The organism is Streptomyces sp. NPDC111628 (assembly GCF_055635195.1).
Map to the genome: position 1 here is coordinate 1,638,016 of NZ_JBVKBZ010000001.1, position 18,453 is coordinate 1,656,468.

Annotated in this window: 13 protein-coding genes; 12 read left to right on the forward strand and 1 reads right to left on the reverse strand. The window is 71.2% G+C overall.

The features are described from left to right. Positions 1–214: 214 nt before the first annotated feature. The 6 genes from ACZ7MF_RS07860 to ACZ7MF_RS07885 are packed head-to-tail and all read left to right on the forward strand — an operon-like array spanning position 215 to position 8,931. Positions 215–1,900 carry an extracellular solute-binding protein gene (locus ACZ7MF_RS07860; protein WP_471475110.1) on the forward strand — a complete coding sequence of 562 codons (1,686 nt, stop codon included), beginning with the start codon at positions 215–217 and terminating at the stop codon, positions 1,898–1,900. A 27-nt stretch (positions 1,901–1,927) separates the two neighbouring features. After that, positions 1,928–2,965, forward strand: coding sequence for an ABC transporter permease (locus ACZ7MF_RS07865; RefSeq protein ID WP_471475111.1), 1,038 nt, complete (start codon positions 1,928–1,930; stop codon positions 2,963–2,965). Further along, complete coding sequence (locus ACZ7MF_RS07870) at positions 2,962–3,936, forward strand: carbohydrate ABC transporter permease (protein ID WP_471475113.1); 975 nt, start codon at positions 2,962–2,964, stop codon at positions 3,934–3,936. The genes ACZ7MF_RS07865 and ACZ7MF_RS07870 overlap by 4 nt, the downstream gene beginning before the upstream one ends. Beyond that, positions 3,936–5,906 carry a beta-galactosidase gene (locus ACZ7MF_RS07875; protein WP_471475114.1) on the forward strand — a complete coding sequence of 657 codons (1,971 nt, stop codon included), beginning with the start codon at positions 3,936–3,938 and terminating at the stop codon, positions 5,904–5,906. The genes ACZ7MF_RS07870 and ACZ7MF_RS07875 overlap by 1 nt, the downstream gene beginning before the upstream one ends. Continuing rightward, the gene (locus ACZ7MF_RS07880; protein WP_471475116.1) at positions 5,903–8,158 is read left to right on the forward strand and encodes a glycosyl hydrolase family 95 catalytic domain-containing protein; all 2,256 of its coding nucleotides are present in this window, start codon (positions 5,903–5,905) and stop codon (positions 8,156–8,158) included. The genes ACZ7MF_RS07875 and ACZ7MF_RS07880 overlap by 4 nt, the downstream gene beginning before the upstream one ends. Before the next feature lie 38 nt (positions 8,159–8,196). Continuing rightward, positions 8,197–8,931, forward strand: coding sequence for a glycoside hydrolase family 12 protein (locus tag ACZ7MF_RS07885; protein WP_471475117.1), 735 nt, complete (start codon positions 8,197–8,199; stop codon positions 8,929–8,931). 337 nt (positions 8,932–9,268) lie between these two features. Here the strand turns inward: ACZ7MF_RS07885 and ACZ7MF_RS07890 are convergent, their stop codons facing one another. Beyond that, complete coding sequence (locus ACZ7MF_RS07890) at positions 9,269–10,282, reverse strand: LacI family DNA-binding transcriptional regulator (protein WP_471475118.1); 1,014 nt, start codon at positions 10,280–10,282, stop codon at positions 9,269–9,271. Between the two features lie 292 nt (positions 10,283–10,574). Between ACZ7MF_RS07890 and ACZ7MF_RS07895 the strand changes: the two genes are divergently transcribed. The 6 genes from ACZ7MF_RS07895 (at position 10,575) to ACZ7MF_RS07920 (ending at position 18,409) form a co-directional block, all read left to right on the forward strand. After that, positions 10,575–12,551 (forward strand): acyl-CoA dehydrogenase family protein, encoded by a 1,977-nt coding sequence (locus ACZ7MF_RS07895; protein WP_471475120.1) that lies wholly within the window; start codon positions 10,575–10,577, stop codon positions 12,549–12,551. Between the two features lie 326 nt (positions 12,552–12,877). Next, positions 12,878–14,134, forward strand: a complete 1,257-nt coding sequence (gene dxr, locus ACZ7MF_RS07900) for a 1-deoxy-D-xylulose-5-phosphate reductoisomerase (protein ID WP_471475121.1) — start codon at positions 12,878–12,880, stop codon at positions 14,132–14,134. Positions 14,135–14,142: 8 nt separating this feature from the next. Further along, positions 14,143–15,435 (forward strand): M50 family metallopeptidase, encoded by a 1,293-nt coding sequence (locus ACZ7MF_RS07905; protein ID WP_471475208.1) that lies wholly within the window; start codon positions 14,143–14,145, stop codon positions 15,433–15,435. A 265-nt stretch (positions 15,436–15,700) separates the two neighbouring features. Next, positions 15,701–16,858 (forward strand): flavodoxin-dependent (E)-4-hydroxy-3-methylbut-2-enyl-diphosphate synthase, encoded by a 1,158-nt coding sequence (gene ispG / locus ACZ7MF_RS07910; RefSeq protein WP_471475122.1) that lies wholly within the window; start codon positions 15,701–15,703, stop codon positions 16,856–16,858. Between the two features lie 100 nt (positions 16,859–16,958). Then, on the forward strand, positions 16,959–17,807 hold the full coding sequence (locus tag ACZ7MF_RS07915) for a GNAT family N-acetyltransferase (protein WP_471475123.1): 849 nt from the start codon (positions 16,959–16,961) through the stop codon (positions 17,805–17,807). Positions 17,808–17,866: 59 nt separating this feature from the next. Beyond that, positions 17,867–18,409: a GNAT family N-acetyltransferase gene (locus ACZ7MF_RS07920; protein ID WP_471475124.1), complete on the forward strand. Its 543-nt coding sequence runs from the start codon at positions 17,867–17,869 to the stop codon at positions 18,407–18,409. The last annotated feature ends 44 nt before the right edge of the window (positions 18,410–18,453 follow it).

Genomic DNA, 18,453 nt, shown 5'->3' on the forward strand with positions numbered 1-18,453 from the left:
CGAAGCGCTTCGATGCTCCGTGCAGCCCTGGGTGGGTGTCAAGAAGGGCACCAAACTTGGGAACGACCCTTGTGTGCCCCGAGGGGTTAACTTAACCTCGCTGCAACATCGAAGCGCTTCGACACGAGCCGATTTCAGTTCCCTCACAACACCGCAGCCGACGGCCACCGTCGGATGTCCTGGTGTGCCACGAAGGCACGAAGGGTTGACGCACATGACGCCGAACGCCGCCTCCGGTCCCAGCCGGAGAAGTTTCCTCGCCTCCACCGCGGTCGCCACCGCAGCGGTGGCGGGAGGGGTGCCGTTGCTCTCCGCCTGCGGCGGATCCGACGGAGGCTCGCGCGACGGCACCACGTCGGGCAAGGACGCCGAGAAGCTGCTGCCGGCCTACGTGGCGGCGAGTGTGGTCACGCCCGACATCCCGAGCAAGAACGGCTCCGCGGTCGGCTTCACGAGCAAGCTCGACCTCGCGGACCTGAAGACCTCCGTGCCCAAGAAGCTCGGCAAGGGCGGCGAGGTGACGGTCATGTCGCCGTTCTGGGGGTCCCCGCCCAAGGACGACAACGCCTACTACAAGGCGATGAACGACCTCATCGGCGTCGACGTGACCTGGCAGAACCAGGACGGCAACACCTACGACCAGAAGCTCGGCGCGGTCCTCGCCTCCAGCGAGGTGCCCGACGTCGTGGTCGTCCCCGGCTGGAACATGACCGGCAAGATACCCAGCGCCATCATCGGCAAGTTCGCCGACCTCGGCCCCTACCTGTCCGGCGACGCGGTCAAGGAGTACCCGAACCTCGCCGCGATCCCCACCGACGCCTGGCAGCGCTCCATCTTCGGCGGCAAGCTGCTCGGCCTGCCGATGCCGTCCTCGTACGTGTCCGGCATCGTGCCGCTGTACCGGCAGGACATCTTCGAGAAGGAGGGCTACGACGTCCCGCGGTCCTGCGACGAGTTCATGGCGATGGCCAAGGACGCCACCAACGCCAAGGCCAAGCGCTGGGCCTGTCTGGACATGAAGTGGACCGCCTTCAACGCCTTCGGTGTGCTCTCCGGCAACGAGAAGTCGCTCGGCTGGAACCAGGTCGACGGCAAGCTGATCTACCGCGCCGAGACCGACGAGTACCTCGAGGCGCTGGAGTGGACGCGCAAGCTGTTCGCCGCCGGGGTCGTGCACCCCGACGCCAAGCTCGGCAAGTCCAACGCCGCCGACCCCGGGCCCAAGTTCGCCGCCGGGGAGTTCCTCGTCTACAACCAGGACATCTCCCAGTGGTGGAGCCGCACCGCGGAACAGGCCGTCCAGAACCCCGAGTTCAAGATCTGGGGCATGGACTTCTTCGGGCACGACGGCGGTGCACCCACGCTCTGGGCGCAGAACCCGGCCAGCATCTTCGCCTTCGTCAACAAGAAGGCGTCCAAGTCCGTGATCCGCGACGTGCTGGCCGTCGCCAACGTCACCGCCGCGCCGTACGGCACCAAGGAGTACATGGCCACCAACTACGGCGTCGAGGGCACCCACTACACCGTCAAGGACGGCGTGCCCACCAAGACCGACCAGGGCAACATCGACGTGATGAACGCCTACGTGATGGTCGCGAGCCCCGCGGCGACCATCGCCCACCCCGACTTCCCCGAGGTCGCCAAGGGGCAGGTCGAGTGGCAGCAACGGACGGGCGCCGCCACCAAGAAGCCCACGTTCTACGGCATGCAGATCGTCGAGCCCGCCCGCTACACCAACCTCTCCAACGACTTCGAGCAGCTGGAGGACGACATCGTCCGCGGCCGCAAGAAGATCGGCGACATGCAGCAGGCCGTCTCCGACTGGAAGAGCAAGGGCGGGGACAAGCTGCGCGACTGGTACCGGAAGATCCTCGACGAGAACGGTCCGGCGGCCGGCTGACCAGGTACCGAGGCAAGGAGAACCACCGTGTCCCACAGCACGGTGCCTCGGACCAGGACCGAGGCCGATGCGACGAAGAAGACCCCGGTGGCGTCCGGCGACGCCACCGGCCCCCGCGGGAAGAAGCGGCAGCCGGGGAAGCTGAGCCTGCGGCTGCGGTTCCGCCGTGACCGCCTGCTGCTGCTGATGACGCTGCCGGCCGTGCTGCTGGTACTGCTCTTCAACTACGTGCCGATCCTCGGAAACGTCGTCGCCTTCCAGGAGTACGACCCCTACATCAGCGACAACGGGATCGTCTCCATCCTGCACAGCCCCTGGGTGGGCCTGGAGAACTTCCAGCGGATCTTCGAGGACTCCGCCTTCTGGAACTCGGTGCGCAACACGCTCGTGCTCTTCCTGCTCCAGCTCGTGCTGTACTTCCCGATCCCCATCGCGCTCGCGCTGCTGATCAACAGCGTGGTCAGGCCCCGGGTGCGGGCCATCTCGCAGGCCATCCTCTACCTGCCGCACTTCTTCTCGTGGGTGCTGGTGATCGCCGTCTTCCAGCAACTGCTCGGCGGCGCCGGGCTGCTCTCCCAGCTGCTGCGCGACCACGGGTACGACGGGCTGAGCGTCATGACCGACCCGGACACCTTCAAGTTCCTGGTCACCGCGCAGAGCGTGTGGAAGGACGCCGGCTGGGGGATCATCGTCTTCCTCGCCGCCCTCGCCTCGGTCAGTCCCGACCTGTACGAGGCCGCCGCGATGGACGGCGCGAACCGCTGGCGCCGCATGTGGCACGTCACGCTGCCCGCGCTGCGCCCGGTGATCGCCCTGCTGCTGGTGCTGCGCGTCGGCGACGCCCTGACGGTCGGCTTCGAACAGATCCTGCTGCAACGCGACGCCGTGGGCCCCGGCGCCGCCGAGGTCCTCGACACCTTCGTGTGGTGGAACGGCGTGCGCAACCAGGACTTCGGCTACGCGGCCGCCGCGGGGCTCGTCAAGGGCGTCATCAGCCTCGGCCTGGTGCTGGTCGCCAACAAGGTGGCCCACCTCATGGGCGAGCAGGGGGTGTACAAGAAGTGACCGCCGTACCCGAAGCGACGGCCGTACGGGACAAGACCGCCGCGAGCGACCCGCCCGCACCGGGGCCCCGCCGCCCGTGGGCGGCCCCGCCCCGCCCCGTGTGGGAGGAGGAGCCCAGCCGGGCCGGACTCGCCGGCAAGGGGCTCGTGCTGCTCCTGGCCTGCCTGGGCATCCTCTTCCCGCTGTGGATCGTCGTCGTCACCAGCCTGTCCAGCCGCAGGTCCATCGACGAGGCGGGCGGCCTCGTGATGATCCCCAAGGACATCACCTTCGTCGCCTACCAGGAGCTGCTCAGCGGCGGCCAGGTGACCCGCGCCGCACTCGTCAGCATCGGCGTCACACTCGTCGGCACCCTGTTCTCCATGGCGGTGTCCGTACTGTGCGCCTACGGGCTCTCCCGCACCGGCTCGCTGGGCCACCGCTGGATCCTCATGGTGCTGCTAGCCACGATGTTCTTCAGCGCGGGTCTCATCCCCACCTACCTGCTGGTGCAGTCCCTGGGCCTGACCGACAGCTACCTCGCGCTGATCCTCCCCAGCGCGATCAGCGTCTTCAACATCCTGGTGCTGCGCGGCTTCTTCATGGGCATCTCCCAGGAACTGATCGACAGCGCCCGCATCGACGGCGCCGGGGACCTGCGCATCCTGTGGCAGATCGTCCTGCCGCTGTCCCGCGCGGTCGTCGCGGTGATCACCCTCTTCTACGCCGTCGGCTACTGGAGCGCCTGGTTCAACGCCTCCCTCTACCTGAACGACCAGGACATGCTGCCTCTCCAGAACGTCATGATCCAGCTGGTGCAGAAGCAGGAGGCGCCGGTCGGCCTCGGCCAGGCGATCAAGACCGGTGAACTGTCCGGGCTGGCCGTCCAGATGGCCGTGATGGTCATGGCCCTGCTGCCGGTCGCCGTCCTGTCGCCCTTCGTCCAGCGCCACTTCAGGAAGGGCATGCTCACCGGGGCGGTGAAGGGCTGATGCCGGACCTGTCGGACGCCACCCGCCGACGCATCCTCTACGGCGGCGACTACAACCCCGAGCAGTGGCCCGAGGAGACCTGGCCCGAGGACATACGCCTGATGAAGGCCGCCGGCGTCAACTCCGTCACCCTCGGCGTCTTCTCCTGGTCGAAGCTCGAACCACGCCCCGGCGTCCACGACTTCGGCTGGCTGGACCGGCTCATGGACCTGCTGCACGAGGCCGGCATCGGCGTCGTCCTCGCCACCCCCACCGCCTCGCCCCCGCCGTGGCTGGGCCACCTCCACCCCGACACCCTGCCCCGCGACCCCGACGGCCGCGCCGAACGCTGGGGCGGACGGCAGCACTTCTCGCACTCCAGCACCGCCTACCGCCACCATGCCGCCGCCATCACCGAGGCACTGGCCGCGCGGTACGCGAGTCATCCCGCGCTCACCCTGTGGCACATCAACAACGAGTACTGCACCTACGACCACGGCGACGAGGCCGCCACCCGCTTCCGCCGCTGGCTCCAGGACCGCTACGGCACCCTCGACGCCCTCAACACCGCCTGGGGCACCGCCTTCTGGAGCCAGGGCTACGGCGACTGGGCGGAGATCCTGCCGGCCCGCCGCACCCACTACCTCAAGAACCCGGCCCAGGTCCTGGACTTCCGGCGCTTCACCTCCGACATGCTCCTGGAGTGCTGCACCGCCGAACGCGACATCGTCCGCCGCCACACCCCGCACATCCCGGTCACCACCAACTTCATGCCGCTGTGGTCCGGCCTGGACGCCTGGCGCTGGGCCGAGGAGGAGGACGTCGTCTCCGTCGACCTCTACCCCGACCCGCGCGACCCCTTCGGCGCCCAGGAAGGCGCGTTGGTCCAGGACATGACCCGCTCCCAGGCCCGCGGACCGTGGATGCTCATGGAACAGGCGGCCGGACCCGTCAACTGGCGCGGCGTGAACCACCCCAAGCCGCGCGGCCTGGGCCGTCTCTGGTCGCTCCAGGCGGTGGCCCGCGGCGCCGACGCCGTCTGCTACTTCCAGTGGCGCCAGTCCCGGCAGGGCGCCGAGAAGTTCCACTCCGGGATGGTCTCCCACGCGGGGGAGCGGGGGCGTACCTTCCAGGAGGTCAAGCAGCTCGGCGCCGACCTGGCCCGGATCGCCCCGCACGTCAGCGGCGGCGCGGTCGCCGCCGACGTCGCCGTCCTGCACGACTGGCACTCCTGGTGGGCCGGCGACCAGGAGGCCCGGCCCTCCCGCGAGGTCGACTACCCGGACGTCCTCCGCGCCTGGCACCGCGCGCTCTGGCGGGCCGGTCTCACCACCGACTTCGCCCACCCCGAGCACGACCTCACCGGCTACCGGCTGGTGGTCGTCCCGCAGCTCTACCTCCTCACCGACGCGGCCGTCGACAACCTCCTCGCCCACGTGCGTCGCGGCAACACACTCGTCTGCGGCTTCCTGACCGGTGTCGCCGACCAGGACGACCGGATACGGCCCGGCGCCATGGACGTCCGGCTGCGCGAGCTGTTCGGCATCCGCACCCTGCACGAGTGGTGGCCGCTCCAGCCGGGCGAGAGAGCCGAGTGCGAGGGCGGCCTGCGCGGCACCCTGTGGTCCGAGGAACTCGAGCCCGACGGCACCGCCGACGAGACGATCGCCTACCAGGGCGGGGAACTCGACGGACTGCCGGCCGTCCTGCGCAAGGGCCGCGCCTGGTACGTCTCGACGCTCCCCGAGCCGGACCCGCTGCGCGCGCTGCTGACCCGCGCCGCGGCCGACGCGGGCGTCCGGCCGGTGCTCGACGGACTCCGGGCCGGCGTCGAGGCGGTCCGGCGCGGTGACCTGCTGTTCCTGCTCAACCACGGCCGCGAACCGGTCACCGTCGACCTCCCGGGCACCCACCACGACCTGCTGACCCGGACGACGGCCACCGACCGGATCACCCTCGGCCGCTACGGCGCGGCGGTGCTGAAGCCATGAGCGCCACGCCCGTCCACGGCACCTGGGAGCCGGCGCCCGCCGCCCGCTGGGAGGACGCCTTCCTGAGCGGCAACGGCCATCACGGCGCGCTCGTGTTCGGCGATCCGGAGGCCGACCGGGTCATCGTCACCCACCACACCCTCGTCCGCCCCGACGGCGACGACGCACACCGCCGCCCGCCCGCGCTCGCCGCCGGGCTCCCCGCCCTCCAGGACCGCCTGCTGGCCGGGGAGGCCAGGGCCGCCGAGGACTTCACCGACGGCCGCATGCTGCGATGGGTGCGCCCTTTCCACCCGGCCTTCCAACTGCGCCTGAACCGACCACCGGGCGACGGCACCCACCACCCCTACGACACCCACCGCACCTACGCCCCGTACCGCCGTGCCGTCGACTTCGCCACCGGCGAGACCACGGCCACCCGCGGCGGCTGGACCAGCCGCGTCTTCGTCTCCCGCGCCGACGACGTGATCGTCCAGCGCGTCACCGCCCCGCACCTCACCCTCGACCTGTCCCTCGACCCCCGTCTCCCCGGCGCCCCCGCCGGGCTCCGCATCGGCCACGGCGCCGTCCTCGCCCCCGACGGCGCCCTGCTCACCCTGCGTGCCCGCTACCCCGGCAGCGACCTCGCCCACACCGGCGTCACCCTGGTCGCCGTCACCGGCGGCACCACGAGGCTCACACCGCCCGGCATCCTCGTCGAGGGCGCCACCGAGGTGCTGCTGCTGACCCGGGTGCACCGCCACACCGGCGAGCTGGACACGGTCGCCGAGAGCCGCGCCCTGCGCGACCTGCTGGACGGCGCCTCGTCCGCGGCCTCGTCCGCGGCCGCCTACGACGGCCTCCTCGCCCGGCACCTCACCCGGCACCGCACCGCCTACGACCGCGTCACCCTCGACCTCGCCGCCGACCCCGCCGAACGCGCCCTGCCGGGCTCGGAACTGCTCGCCCGGCCCGGCGGCCCCGCCCTCCTGGAGCGGCTCTTCGCCGCCGGCCGCTACCACCTGCTCTCGGCGAGCGGCCTGCTCCCGCCCCGCCTCACCGGCCTGTGGACCGGCGACTGGAACACCGCCTGGTCCGGCGCCTTCACCACCAACGCCAACCTCAACCTCCAGACCGCCTCCGCCGCGGCCGCCGCTCTCCCCGAGGTCACCGAGGCGCACGCCGCGCTGGTCCACCGGCAACTGCCCGACTGGCGGGACAACGCCCGCGAGATCTTCGGCGCCCGGGGCGTGGTCGCGCCCTCGCACACCGACGGCGAGTGCGGCCACACCTACCACTTCAGCCGCGAGTACCCGCTGCACCTGTGGACCGCGGGCGCCGACTGGCTGCTCAAGCCCCTCGTCGACCACGACGAGACCCGAGGCGCCCACGACCCGCGCACCACCGCCGCCCTGGCCGAAGCCGCCCTCTTCTACGAGGACTTCCTCCACCGCACCGACGAGCACGGCCGACTGGTCGTCGTCCCCTCCTACTCGCCCGAGAACCGTCCCGCGGGCGCGAGCTGGGGCGCCCTCAACGCGGCCATGGACCTCTCCGCCGCCCGCCACGCCCTGCTGACCGCCGCCGACCGCCACCCCGAGCACGCCGACCGCTGGCGCGCCCTCGCCGACCGCCTCCCGGCGCACCGGGTCAACGCCGACGGCGCCCTCGCGGAGTGGGCGTGGCCCGGCCTGGCGGACAGCTACGACCACCGCCACCTCAGCCACCTCTACGGCGTCTGGCCACTGGACGAGATCAACCCGTACGACACCCCCAACCTCGCCGGGGCCGCGCACCGCGCCCTCGAACTGCGCGGCGCCGAGAACGACTCCGCCCACGGCCACCTCCACCACGCGCTGGTCGCGGCCAGGCTCCGCGACGGCGACCGGGTCGCCCACGCGCTCGGCCAGGTGCTGGACGGCGACTACTTCCACGCGTCCCTGATGAGCGCGCACTACCCCCACCGGGACGTCTACAACGCGGACGCCGCGCACGCCCTGCCCGCCGTGCTCATCGAGATGCTCGTGCAGTCCACCCCCGGCCGACTGGTCCTGCTCCCCGCCCTCCCCGCCTCCTGCCCGCAGGGCGAACTCCGAGGCGTACGCACCCGGTTCGGGGCCGCACTCGACCTCACCTGGACGCCCGGCGGCAGCGCGACGGCCGTCCTGCGCCCGGACCGCACCCACCGCATCGAACTCCGGACTCCCTCCGGCGCCGAACCGCTCGACCTCGTCGCCGGGGAGGACCGCGTCCTCAGCGTCAAGGCGCGGTAGCACCAGCGCACGTCCCCCCACCCATGGAAGGAAACGCCATGGCACCACGCACGCGCCCCACCCGCACCCGCACCCACGCCCGCACCCTGACCGCTCTCCTCGCCCCGGCCCTCGCGCTCGGCGCCACCGTCGGCCTCGCCGCCGCCCCGGCCCAGGCCGCCGTCTGGAACTCCTGCGACCAGTGGGGCAACACGAGCCTGAACGGCTACACCCTCTACAACAACATCTGGGGCTCCGGCGCCGGAAGCCAGTGCGTCTGGGTCAACTCCGGGACCAACTGGGGCGTCTGGGCGGACCACCCCAACACCGGCGGCATCAAGTCCTACCCGAACGCCAAGAAGGTGATCAACAAGCCGATCACCTCGCTCGGTTCACTCAGCAGCAGCTACAACGTCACGGTCCCGTCCTCCGGCGCGTACAACACCTCGTACGACATCTGGGACACGGACTACGACTACGAGATCATGCTCTGGGTCAACCACAACGGCGCCGTGGGCCCCCTCGGCACCTCCCAGGGATCCGTCAGCCTCGGCGGCCACACGTGGAACGTCTACAAGGGGAACAACGGCGCCAACGAGGTCTTCTCGTTCCTGCGCACCTCGGACTCGAACTCCGGCACCGTGAACATCCTCCCGATCCTGAAGTGGATCAAGGACACCAAGGGCTGGATGGGCAACGAGACCATCGGCGACGTGCAGTTCGGCTACGAGATCACCTCGTCCGCCGGCGGCCTGGACTTCCGCACCAACAACCTGACGGTCAGCGGCGGCTGATCACAGCACCCGCGCACCACGGCACAGGGGCCGGTCCGGGACCGGCCCCTGCGCTCACTCCAGCGCGCACCCGCCGGAAGGTACGCCGTCCGGACCGTCGCGCCACCGTCAGCACCGGCGCGACCGGCAGATCCCGGCCGTGGCCGCCGGTCATGTCCGGGCCCGGCGGCATGCTCCTGGGAGAGTCCTGCGGGTTCGAAGTGCGGCTAGGGCCTGTCCGGCGGATCGTGCCGCAGACGCGGGGTCTGGCACGCCCATCTGCGTCCACGAGGTGCCGTGGCTTTCCTGCGACCTGGCCGCCGGACAGGCCCGAAGGGCAGGAGTGCTACGGGGAGTGCTACGGCCGGACGGGTGCCGGTCCCGAGCTGGCCCGGACGGTCAGCTCCGGCGCGAGCAGCACGACCTCGTCGCTGCCGCGGCCCTCGAGCTTGGCGACCAGTTGTTCCACGGCGCGCCGGCCCATCTCCTGCGCGGGCAGCGCGACCGAGGTGAGCCGCACCGAGGCCTGGGTGGCGACCTGCTCCGGGCAGACCGCGACCACCGACACGTCCTCCGGCACCGCCCGGCCCTGCTGGCGCAGCAGGGCGAGCAACGGCTCGACCGCCGACTCGTTCTGCACGACGAAGCCCGTGGTGTCCGGGCGTTCGTCGAAGATGCGGGCCAGCGTCGCGGCCATCGCGTCGTACCCGCCCTCGCAGGGCCGGTGCAGCAGCCGCAGACCCAGCTCACGGGCGCGCGTGCGCAGCCCGTCGAGGGTGCGCTCGGCGAATCCGGTGTGCCGTTCGTAGACGGCGGCGGCCTCGCCGATGACGGCGATGTCCCGGTGCCCCAGCTGCGCCAGGTGCTCCACACACAGCGCGCCCGTCGCCCGGAAGTCCAGGTCGACGCAGGTCAGGCCCTCGGTGTCGGCGGGGAGTCCGATCAGGACGGACGGCTGGTCGGTGCCGCGCAGCAGGGGGAGTCGCTCGTCGTCGAGTTCCACGTCCATGAGGATCATGGCGTCGGCGAGCCCGCTGCCGGTGACACGGCGCACCGCGTCGGGGCCCTCCTCACCGGTGAGCAGCAGGATGTCGTACCCGTGGGTGCGGGCACCGGCCGCGACGGCGATGGCGATCTCCATCATCACCGGCACGTACATGTCGGTGCGCAGCGGAATCATGAGGGCGATGATGTTCGACCGGCTGCTGGCCAGGGCGCGGGCGCCGGCGTTCGGGTGGTAGCCGAGCTTCCGGATGCTCTCCTCGACCCGCTGCCGGGTGGTGGTGGAGATGGACCGCTTGCCGCTGAGGACATAGCTCACCGTGCTCGCCGAGACTCCGGCGTGCTGGGCGACCTCGGCGAGGGTGACCATCCAGCTCTCCAAGCTATGTGAAGCGCTTCGACAGCGCGCGGGACCAGTAGGGGTGGGGCGAGGGTGGTTCGACAGTAGCCGCAGTGCGGATGGGTGTCCATAGTTCGTCGAAGCGCTTCGACTCGCTTGCCCTCCGCGTTCCCCTCTCCCGGCCTCCCCCCGCAGTATCGGCCGAACGGCCGCACGAAGGGTGGCTGGGTCGCCCCGGATCGGGTACATACGATCGGGTAGCACCGACTAGTAACGTACGTCCGCAAGTTCGTGCAGTGCGAATCGTGGCGAGGTGAGCCTCATGTCCGCACCACCCACCCCCTCCTCTTCTCCCTCCTCCCGACCCACCGTCACCGAACGCGAGGCCCGCCAGGTCGCGGAGGCGGCCCGGGAACAGGACTGGCGCAAGCCCAGCTTCGCCAAGGAGCTGTTCCTCGGCCGCTTCCGTCTCGACCTCCTCCACCCCCACCCGCTCCCGGCCGACCAGGACGTACAGCGCGGCGAGGAGTTCCTCGCCAAGCTGCGCGACTTCTGCGAGACGAAGATCGACGGGGCGGTGATCGAGCGCGACGCGCGGATCCCCGACGACGTGATCACCGGGCTGAAGGAGCTGGGCGCCTTCGGCATGAAGATCGACACCAAGTACGGCGGCCTCGGCCTGACCCAGGTCTACTACAACAAGGCCCTCGCCCTGGCCGGATCCGCGAACCCCGCGATCGGCGCGCTGCTCTCCGCCCACCAGTCGATCGGCGTGCCGCAGCCGCTGAAGATGTTCGGCACCCAGGAGCAGAAGGACACCTTCCTGCCGCGCTGCGCCCGCACCGACATCTCGGCCTTCCTGCTGACGGAGCCGGACGTCGGCTCCGACCCGGCCCGGCTGGCCACCACGGCCGTCCGGGACGGCGACGACTACGTCCTGGACGGCGTGAAGCTGTGGACCACCAACGGCGTGGTCGCCGACCTGCTCGTGGTCATGGCCCGCGTCCCGAAGCCCGAGGGCGGCAAGGACGCGGCGGGCGGCAAGGGAGGCATCACCGCCTTCGTCGTCGAGGCCGCCTCCGAGGGCATCACGGTCGAGAACCGCAACGCCTTCATGGGCCTGCGCGGCCTGGAGAACGGCGTCACCCGCTTCCACCGCGTCCGCGTCCCGGCCGCCCACCGCATCGGCCCCGAGGGTGCGGGCCTGAAGATCGCCCTCACCACCCTCAACACCGGCCGCCTCTCGCTGCCCGCCATGTGCGTCGGCGCCGGCAAGTGGTGCCTGAAGATCGCCCGCGAGTGGTCGGCGGTGCGCGAGCAGTGGGGCAAGCCGGTCGCGCTGCACGAGGCGGTCGGCTCCAAGATCTCCTTCATCGCGGCGACCACCTTCGCCCTGGAGGCCGTCCTGGACCTCTCCTCCCAGATGGCCGACGAGGACCGCAACGACATCCGCATCGAGGCCGCCCTCGCCAAGCTCTACGGCTCCGAGATGGCCTGCCTGATGGCCGACGAACTGGTCCAGATCCGCGGCGGCCGGGGCTTCGAGACCGCGGCCTCCCTCGAAGCCCGGGGCGAGCGCGCGGTCCCCGCCGAGCAGCTCCTGCGGGACCTGCGCATCAACCGCATCTTCGAGGGCTCCACCGAGATCATGCACCTGCTGATCGCGCGCGAGGCGGTCGACGCCCACCTCTCGGTCGCCGGCGACCTGATCGACCCCGACAAGACCCTCTCCGACAAGGCGAGGGCGGGCGCCCAGGCCGGCGTCTTCTACGCCAAGTGGCTGCCGAAGCTCGTCGCGGGCCCCGGCCAACTCCCGCGCTCGTACGCCGACTTCCACCCCTCCGGCCACCCCGACCTCGCCGGCCACCTGCGCTACGTCGAACGCACCGCCCGCAAACTCGCCCGCTCCACCTTCTACGCCATGTCCCGCTGGCAGGGCCGGATGGAGACCAAGCAGGGCTTCCTGGGCCGGATCGTCGACATCGGCGCGGAGCTGTTCGCGATGAGCGCCGCGTGTGTACGCGCCGAGCACCTGCGCGCCAAGGACGACCACGGCCGCGAGGCCTACCAGCTCGCCGACGCCTTCTGCCGCCAGTCCCGCATCCGCGTCGAGGAACTCTTCGGCCGCCTGTGGAGCAACACCGACGACCTGGACCGCAAGGTCGTCAAGGGCGTGCTGGGCGGCGCGTACGAGTGGCTGGAGGAGGGCGTCGTCGACCCGTCCGGCGACGGCCCGTGGATCGCGGACGCGACACCGGGACCCCCGCAGCGGGAGAACGTCCGCCGCGCCATCGGCTGAGCCGTGGGGCCCGGCCCGCCCGCAAAGCGGTGCCGGGCCGCAGCCCCGTCGCGTGTGTGCGCCCCCGGGGAGCCAACCCGGGTGTCCGGCCAGGTCGGGGCCGCCGAAGGGGCCGGAGTGGGCGCCCGGCCCCGGACGGGTGCCCGGGGCCTCCCACCGGGCCCGGCGACTCGAACCGCCCGCAGCGGCGCGCGCCGTCGCAGACGCCATGACCGGTCCGGGCAGGAACCGGCCGGAGGCCCAGCGCACTCCCTCGTGCGGGCCCGCGACACCCGACCGAGGGACGCGCTGTCCTCCCGGAGGGCCGTTGCGGACACAATGGGGGGATGAGCGACAGTCCAGCCCCCCTCGCCGACCCCCACCTCGTCTACGACCCGGTGGCGGGCGACGGCCCGAAGGACGTGGTGATCCTCGGGTCCACCGGGTCGATCGGGACCCAGGCCATCGACCTCGTGCTGCGCAACCCGGACCGTTTCCGGGTCACCGCCCTGTCCGCCAACGGCAGCCGGGTCGCCCTCCTCGCCGAGCAGGCGTACCGGCTGAAGGCGCGGACCGTCGCCGTCGCCCGCGAGGACGTCGTACCGGCGCTGCGGGAGGCGCTCTCCGCCCGGTACGGGACGGGCGAGCCGCTCCCCGAGATCCTCGCCGGACCGGAGGCGGCCACCCAGCTCGCCGCCTCCGACTGCCACACCGTCCTCAACGGCATCACCGGCTCCATCGGACTCGCACCGACCCTCGCCGCCCTGGAGGCGGGCCGCACCCTCGCGCTGGCCAACAAGGAGTCGCTCATCGTCGGCGGCCCGCTGGTCAAGGCGCTGGCCAAGCCGGGCCAGATCATCCCGGTCGACTCCGAACACGCCGCCCTCTTCCAGGCGCTGGCCGCCGGCACCCGCGCCGACGTGCGCAAGCTGGTCGTCACCGCGTCCGGCGGCCCGTTCCGGGGCCGTACCAGGGACGAGCTGGCGGCGGTCACCGTCGAGGACGCGCTCGCCCACCCCACCTGGGCCATGGGCCCGGTGATCACGATCAACTCCGCGACCCTCGTCAACAAGGGCCTGGAGGTGATCGAGGCCCACCTGCTCTACGACATTCCCTTCGACCGCATTGAGGTGGTCGTGCACCCGCAGTCGTATGTCCACTCGATGGTTGAGTACACGGACGGATCGACACTGGCCCACGCCACGCCCCCCGACATGGGCGGGCCCATCGCCGTGGGCCTCGGCTGGCCCGAACGCGTCCCCGACGCCGCCCCCGCCTTCGACTGGAGCAAGGCCTCGACCTGGGAGTTCTTCCCGCTCGACAACGAGGCCTTCCCCTCCGTCAACCTGGCCAGGCACGTCGGACAGCTCGCGGGCACGGCCCCGGCGGTGTTCAATGCCGCCAATGAGGAGTGCGTCGAGGCGTTCCGCTCCGGCGCACTGCCGTTTCTCGGGATCATGGAGACCGTCACGCGGGTGGTCGAGGAGCACGGCACCCCCCGTACGGGAACCTCGCTCACCGTCGCGGACGTCCTCGAAGCGGAGACCTGGGCACGCGCCCGGGCCCGGCAACTGGCGGCACAGACGGCGGAGGCCCGTGCATGACGACCCTGATGTTCATCCTCGGCATAGTCCTCTTCGCCGTCGGCCTGCTCTTCTCCATCGCCTGGCACGAGCTGGGCCACCTGTCCACCGCCAAGATGTTCGGCATCCGGGTGCCGCAGTACATGGTGGGCTTCGGACCGACGCTCTTCTCCAGGAAGAAGGGCGACACCGAGTACGGGGTCAAGGCCATCCCCTTCGGCGGCTACATCCGCATGATCGGCATGTTCCCGCCCGGCCCCGACGGCCGCATGGAGGCACGCTCCACCTCGCCCTGGCGCGGGATGATAGAGGACGCCCGCTCGGCCGCCTTCGAGGAACTGCAGCCCGGTGACGAGAAGCGCCTCTTCTACACGCGCAAGCCGTGGAAGCGCGTCATCGTGATGTTCGCCGGCCCGTTCATGAACCTGATCCTCGCCGTGGTGCTCTTTCTCACGGTGCTGATGGGCTTCGGCATCTCCCAGCAGACCACCACCGTCAGCTCGGTCTCCCAGTGCGTCATCTCGCAGAGCGAGAACCGCGACGACTGCGCCAAGTCCGACCCCGCCTCCCCGGCCGCCGCGGCGGGCCTCAGGGCGGGCGACAAGATCCTCGCCTTCGACGGCGTACGCACCGACGACTGGGACAGGCTGTCCGACCTGATCCGCGCCAACCCGGGCGACGACGTGCCGGTCGTCGTCGAGCGCAAGGGCGAGGAGATCACCCTCCACGCGACCATCGCCACCAACAAGGTCGCCAAGAAGGACTCCAACGGACAGATCGTCCAGGGCGAGTACGTCACCGCGGGCTTCCTCGGCTTCAGCTCCGCCACCGGCGTGGTGAAACAGGACTTCGGCCAGTCCGTGACCTGGATGGGCGACCGGATCGGCGACGCCGTCGACAACCTCGCCGCCCTGCCCGCCAAGATCCCCGCCCTGTGGGACGCGGCCTTCGGCGACGGACCCCGCGAGGCCGACTCCCCGATGGGCGTCGTCGGCGCGGCCCGCGTCGGCGGCGAGATCGCCACCCTCGACATCCCGCCCACCCAGCAGCTCGCCATGTTCGTCATGCTGGTGGCCGGCTTCAACCTCTCCCTGTTCCTCTTCAACATGCTCCCGCTGCTGCCGCTCGACGGCGGCCACATCGCGGGCGCCCTGTGGGAGTCGCTGCGCCGCGGCACCGCGAGGGTGCTGCGCAGGCCCGACCCGGGGCCCTTCGACGTGGCGAAGCTGATGCCGGTGGCCTATGTGGTGGCGGGCGTCTTCGTCTGCTTCACGCTGCTCGTGCTGGTGGCGGACGTCGTCAACCCGGTCCGCATCACCTGAGCACCTGAGCACCGGACCGCCCGCCGCAACCGCGGCCCGATCATCCGATCCACGGGCCGTCCGACCGATCCGATGAGAAGCCCGATCCGGAGAGCATGTCCCTCCGGACCGGGCTTCACTCACCACCCCCCGCAGATGGACGCCATAGGGTGCATCTCCCGTACGCCGCGTATCCGGCGTTCATGTCGGTGCCGTAATCTCGAATGCCGGAGCCCGCCGCTGAACGGGGCCGGACCTTGATCCACGACTTGGGGTTGCACAGCAGATGACTGCGATTTCTCTCGGCATGCCGGACGTTCCGACCAGGCTCGCGGAGCGCCGCAAGAGCCGGCAGATCCAGGTCGGGCCCGTGGCGGTGGGCGGCGACGCCCCCGTGTCGGTGCAGTCCATGACCACCACCCGCACCTCCGACATCGGGGCGACGCTCCAGCAGATCGCCGAGCTGACGGCGTCCGGCTGCCAGATCGTCCGGGTGGCCTGCCCCACCCAGGACGACGCGGACGCGCTGTCCGTCATCGCGAAGAAGTCGCAGATCCCGGTGATCGCGGACATCCACTTCCAGCCCAAGTACGTCTTCGCCGCGATCGAGGCGGGCTGCGCCGCGGTCCGCGTGAACCCGGGCAACATCAAGCAGTTCGACGACAAGGTCAAGGAGATCGCCAAGGCGGCGAAGGACCACGGCACGCCCATCCGCATCGGCGTGAACGCGGGCTCCCTGGACCGCCGCCTCCTCCAGAAGTACGGCAAGGCGACCCCGGAGGCACTCGCCGAATCCGCCCTCTGGGAAGCATCACTCTTCGAGGAGCACGACTTCCGCGACATCAAGATCTCGGTCAAGCACAACGACCCGGTCGTGATGGTCGAGGCCTACCGCCAGCTCGCCGCCCAGTGCGACTACCCCCTCCACCTCGGCGTCACCGAGGCGGGCCCGGCGTTCCAGGGCACCATCAAGTCGGCGGTCGCCTTCGGCGCGCTCCTCTCCCAGGGCATCGGCGACACCATCCGGGTGTCGCTGAGCGCCCCGCCGGTGGAGGAGATCAAGGTCGGCATCCAGATCCTGGAGTCGCTGAACCTGCGCCAGCGCGGCCTGGAGATCGTCTCCTGCCCGTCCTGCGGCCGCGCCCAGGTCGACGTCTACAAGCTGGCGGAGGAGGTCACCGCCGGCCTGGAAGGCATGGAGGTCCCCCTCCGCGTGGCCGTCATGGGCTGCGTCGTCAACGGCCCCGGCGAGGCCCGCGAGGCCGACCTCGGCGTCGCCTCCGGCAACGGCAAGGGCCAGATCTTCGTCAAGGGCGAGGTCGTCAAGACCGTCCCCGAGTCCAAGATCGTGGAGACCCTCATCGACGAGGCCATGAAGATCGCCGAACAGATGGAGAAGGACGGCGTGGCCTCGGGCGAACCCTCCGTCGCCGTGGCCGGCTGATCCCTCCCGCCACTGCCGCGTCGCCCCAGGGGGGCGGCGCGGCATATGCGCGGCAGGTACAGTGCGGGGACCAGCAGATCTCAGGGTGAGGCCCCCGCACGTGTTGACGCAGACCACCTCCCGCGTGCTCGAACCGAGCGACCTGGACGCCGCGCTCGCCATCCTCGACCGCGACCCGGTCGCGAACGCCTTCGTGACCGCCCGCGTCCAGATCGCCGGTCTCGACCCGTGGCGCCTCGGCGGCGAGATGTGGGGCTGGTACGAGCACGGCATGCTCACGTCCCTGTGCTACGCGGGCGCCAACCTCGTGCCCATCTGCGCCACCCCGCGCGCCGTCCGCGCCTTCGCCGACCGCGCCCGCCGGGCCGGCCGCCGCTGCTCCTCGATCGTCGGCCCGGCCGGTCCGACCGCGCAGCTGTGGCGGCTGCTCGAACCGGGCTGGGGCCCGGCCCGCGAGGTCCGCACCCACCAGCCCCTCATGGTCACCGACCGCCTCCCCGACGACATCGCCCCGGACCCCTACGTCCGCCGCGTCCGCAGGGACGAGGTGGACCGGATCATGCCGGCCTGCGTGGCGATGTTCACCGAGGAGGTCGGCATCTCCCCGATGGCCGGCGACGGCGGCCTGCTCTACCAGGCCCGGGTCGCCGAACTCGTCGGCCACGGCCGCTCCTTCGCCCGCTTCGACGCCGACGGCAAGGTCGTCTTCAAGGCCGAGATCGGCGCCGCCACCGACCGCGCCTGCCAGATCCAGGGCGTGTGGGTGGCCCCCGAGTACCGCGGCAAGGGCCTGGCGGCCGCCGGCATGGCCGCGGTCCTGCGCTACGCCCTCGCGGACGTCGCCCCGGTGGCGAGCCTCTACGTCAACGACTTCAACACCGCGGCGCGACGGACCTACCTCCGGGTCGGTTTCCAAGAGGTGGGCGCCTTCATGAGCGTCCTGTTCTGAGCCCCCGGCGCACCACCTGCACCGGCACCCCCCACCCCACCCCCCTGTAGGCTCCCGGCATGGACCTCGTGATCGGCCCACTGGACCTCTCCGCGCACGTGGACGAGGCCCTGGCCGTCCAAGCCGCCGCCTTCGGCCTCGGCCCCGACGAGGTGGCCGTCCGCCGTCAGATCGTCCTGCGCCACATGACCCACCCCGGAGCGAGAGCCCTCGGCGCCACCGTCCGGGGCCGTCTCGTCGGCTTCGTCTACGGCATGCCCAACGACCGCACCCACTGGTGGTCCACCGTCGTCGAGCCGTACCTCCGCGCCCAGGGCACCGACGCCTGGCTCGACGACTCCTTCGTCATCACCGAACTCCACGTCCACCCGTCCCACCAGGACCGCGGCGCGGGACGCGCTCTGATCACCACGATCACCGACGCCGCCACCGAGCCCCGCTCGATCCTCTCCGCGATCGACACCGAGAGCCCCGCCCGCGGCCTCTACCGCTCCCTCGGCTACCAGGACCTCGCCCGCCGGGTCCTCTTCCCCAGCGCCCCCAAGCCGTACGCGGTCATGGGCGCCACGCTCCCCCTGCTGAGGCGCACCCCCGGTCGATAACCGATTTCCACCCCACCGGACCGCCCGGCTAACCTCCTAGCACC

Bases quoted from the DNA above. Each gene is read 5' to 3' on its own strand.
- ACZ7MF_RS07860 (WP_471475110.1), top strand. From the start codon at position 215: ATGACGCCGAACGCCGCCTCCGGTCCCAGCCGGAGAAGTTTCCTCGCC.
- ACZ7MF_RS07875 (WP_471475114.1), top strand. From the start codon at position 3,936: ATGCCGGACCTGTCGGACGCCACCCGCCGACGCATCCTCTACGGCGGC.
- ACZ7MF_RS07880 (WP_471475116.1), top strand. From the start codon at position 5,903: ATGAGCGCCACGCCCGTCCACGGCACCTGGGAGCCGGCGCCCGCCGCC.
- ACZ7MF_RS07885 (WP_471475117.1), top strand. From the start codon at position 8,197: ATGGCACCACGCACGCGCCCCACCCGCACCCGCACCCACGCCCGCACC.
- ACZ7MF_RS07890 (WP_471475118.1), bottom strand. From the start codon at position 10,282: ATGGTCACCCTCGCCGAGGTCGCCCAGCACGCCGGAGTCTCGGCGAGC.
- ACZ7MF_RS07895 (WP_471475120.1), top strand. From the start codon at position 10,575: ATGTCCGCACCACCCACCCCCTCCTCTTCTCCCTCCTCCCGACCCACC.
- dxr (WP_471475121.1), top strand. From the start codon at position 12,878: ATGAGCGACAGTCCAGCCCCCCTCGCCGACCCCCACCTCGTCTACGAC.
- ACZ7MF_RS07905 (WP_471475208.1), top strand. From the start codon at position 14,143: ATGTTCATCCTCGGCATAGTCCTCTTCGCCGTCGGCCTGCTCTTCTCC.
- ispG (WP_471475122.1), top strand. From the start codon at position 15,701: ATGACTGCGATTTCTCTCGGCATGCCGGACGTTCCGACCAGGCTCGCG.
- ACZ7MF_RS07920 (WP_471475124.1), top strand. From the start codon at position 17,867: ATGGACCTCGTGATCGGCCCACTGGACCTCTCCGCGCACGTGGACGAG.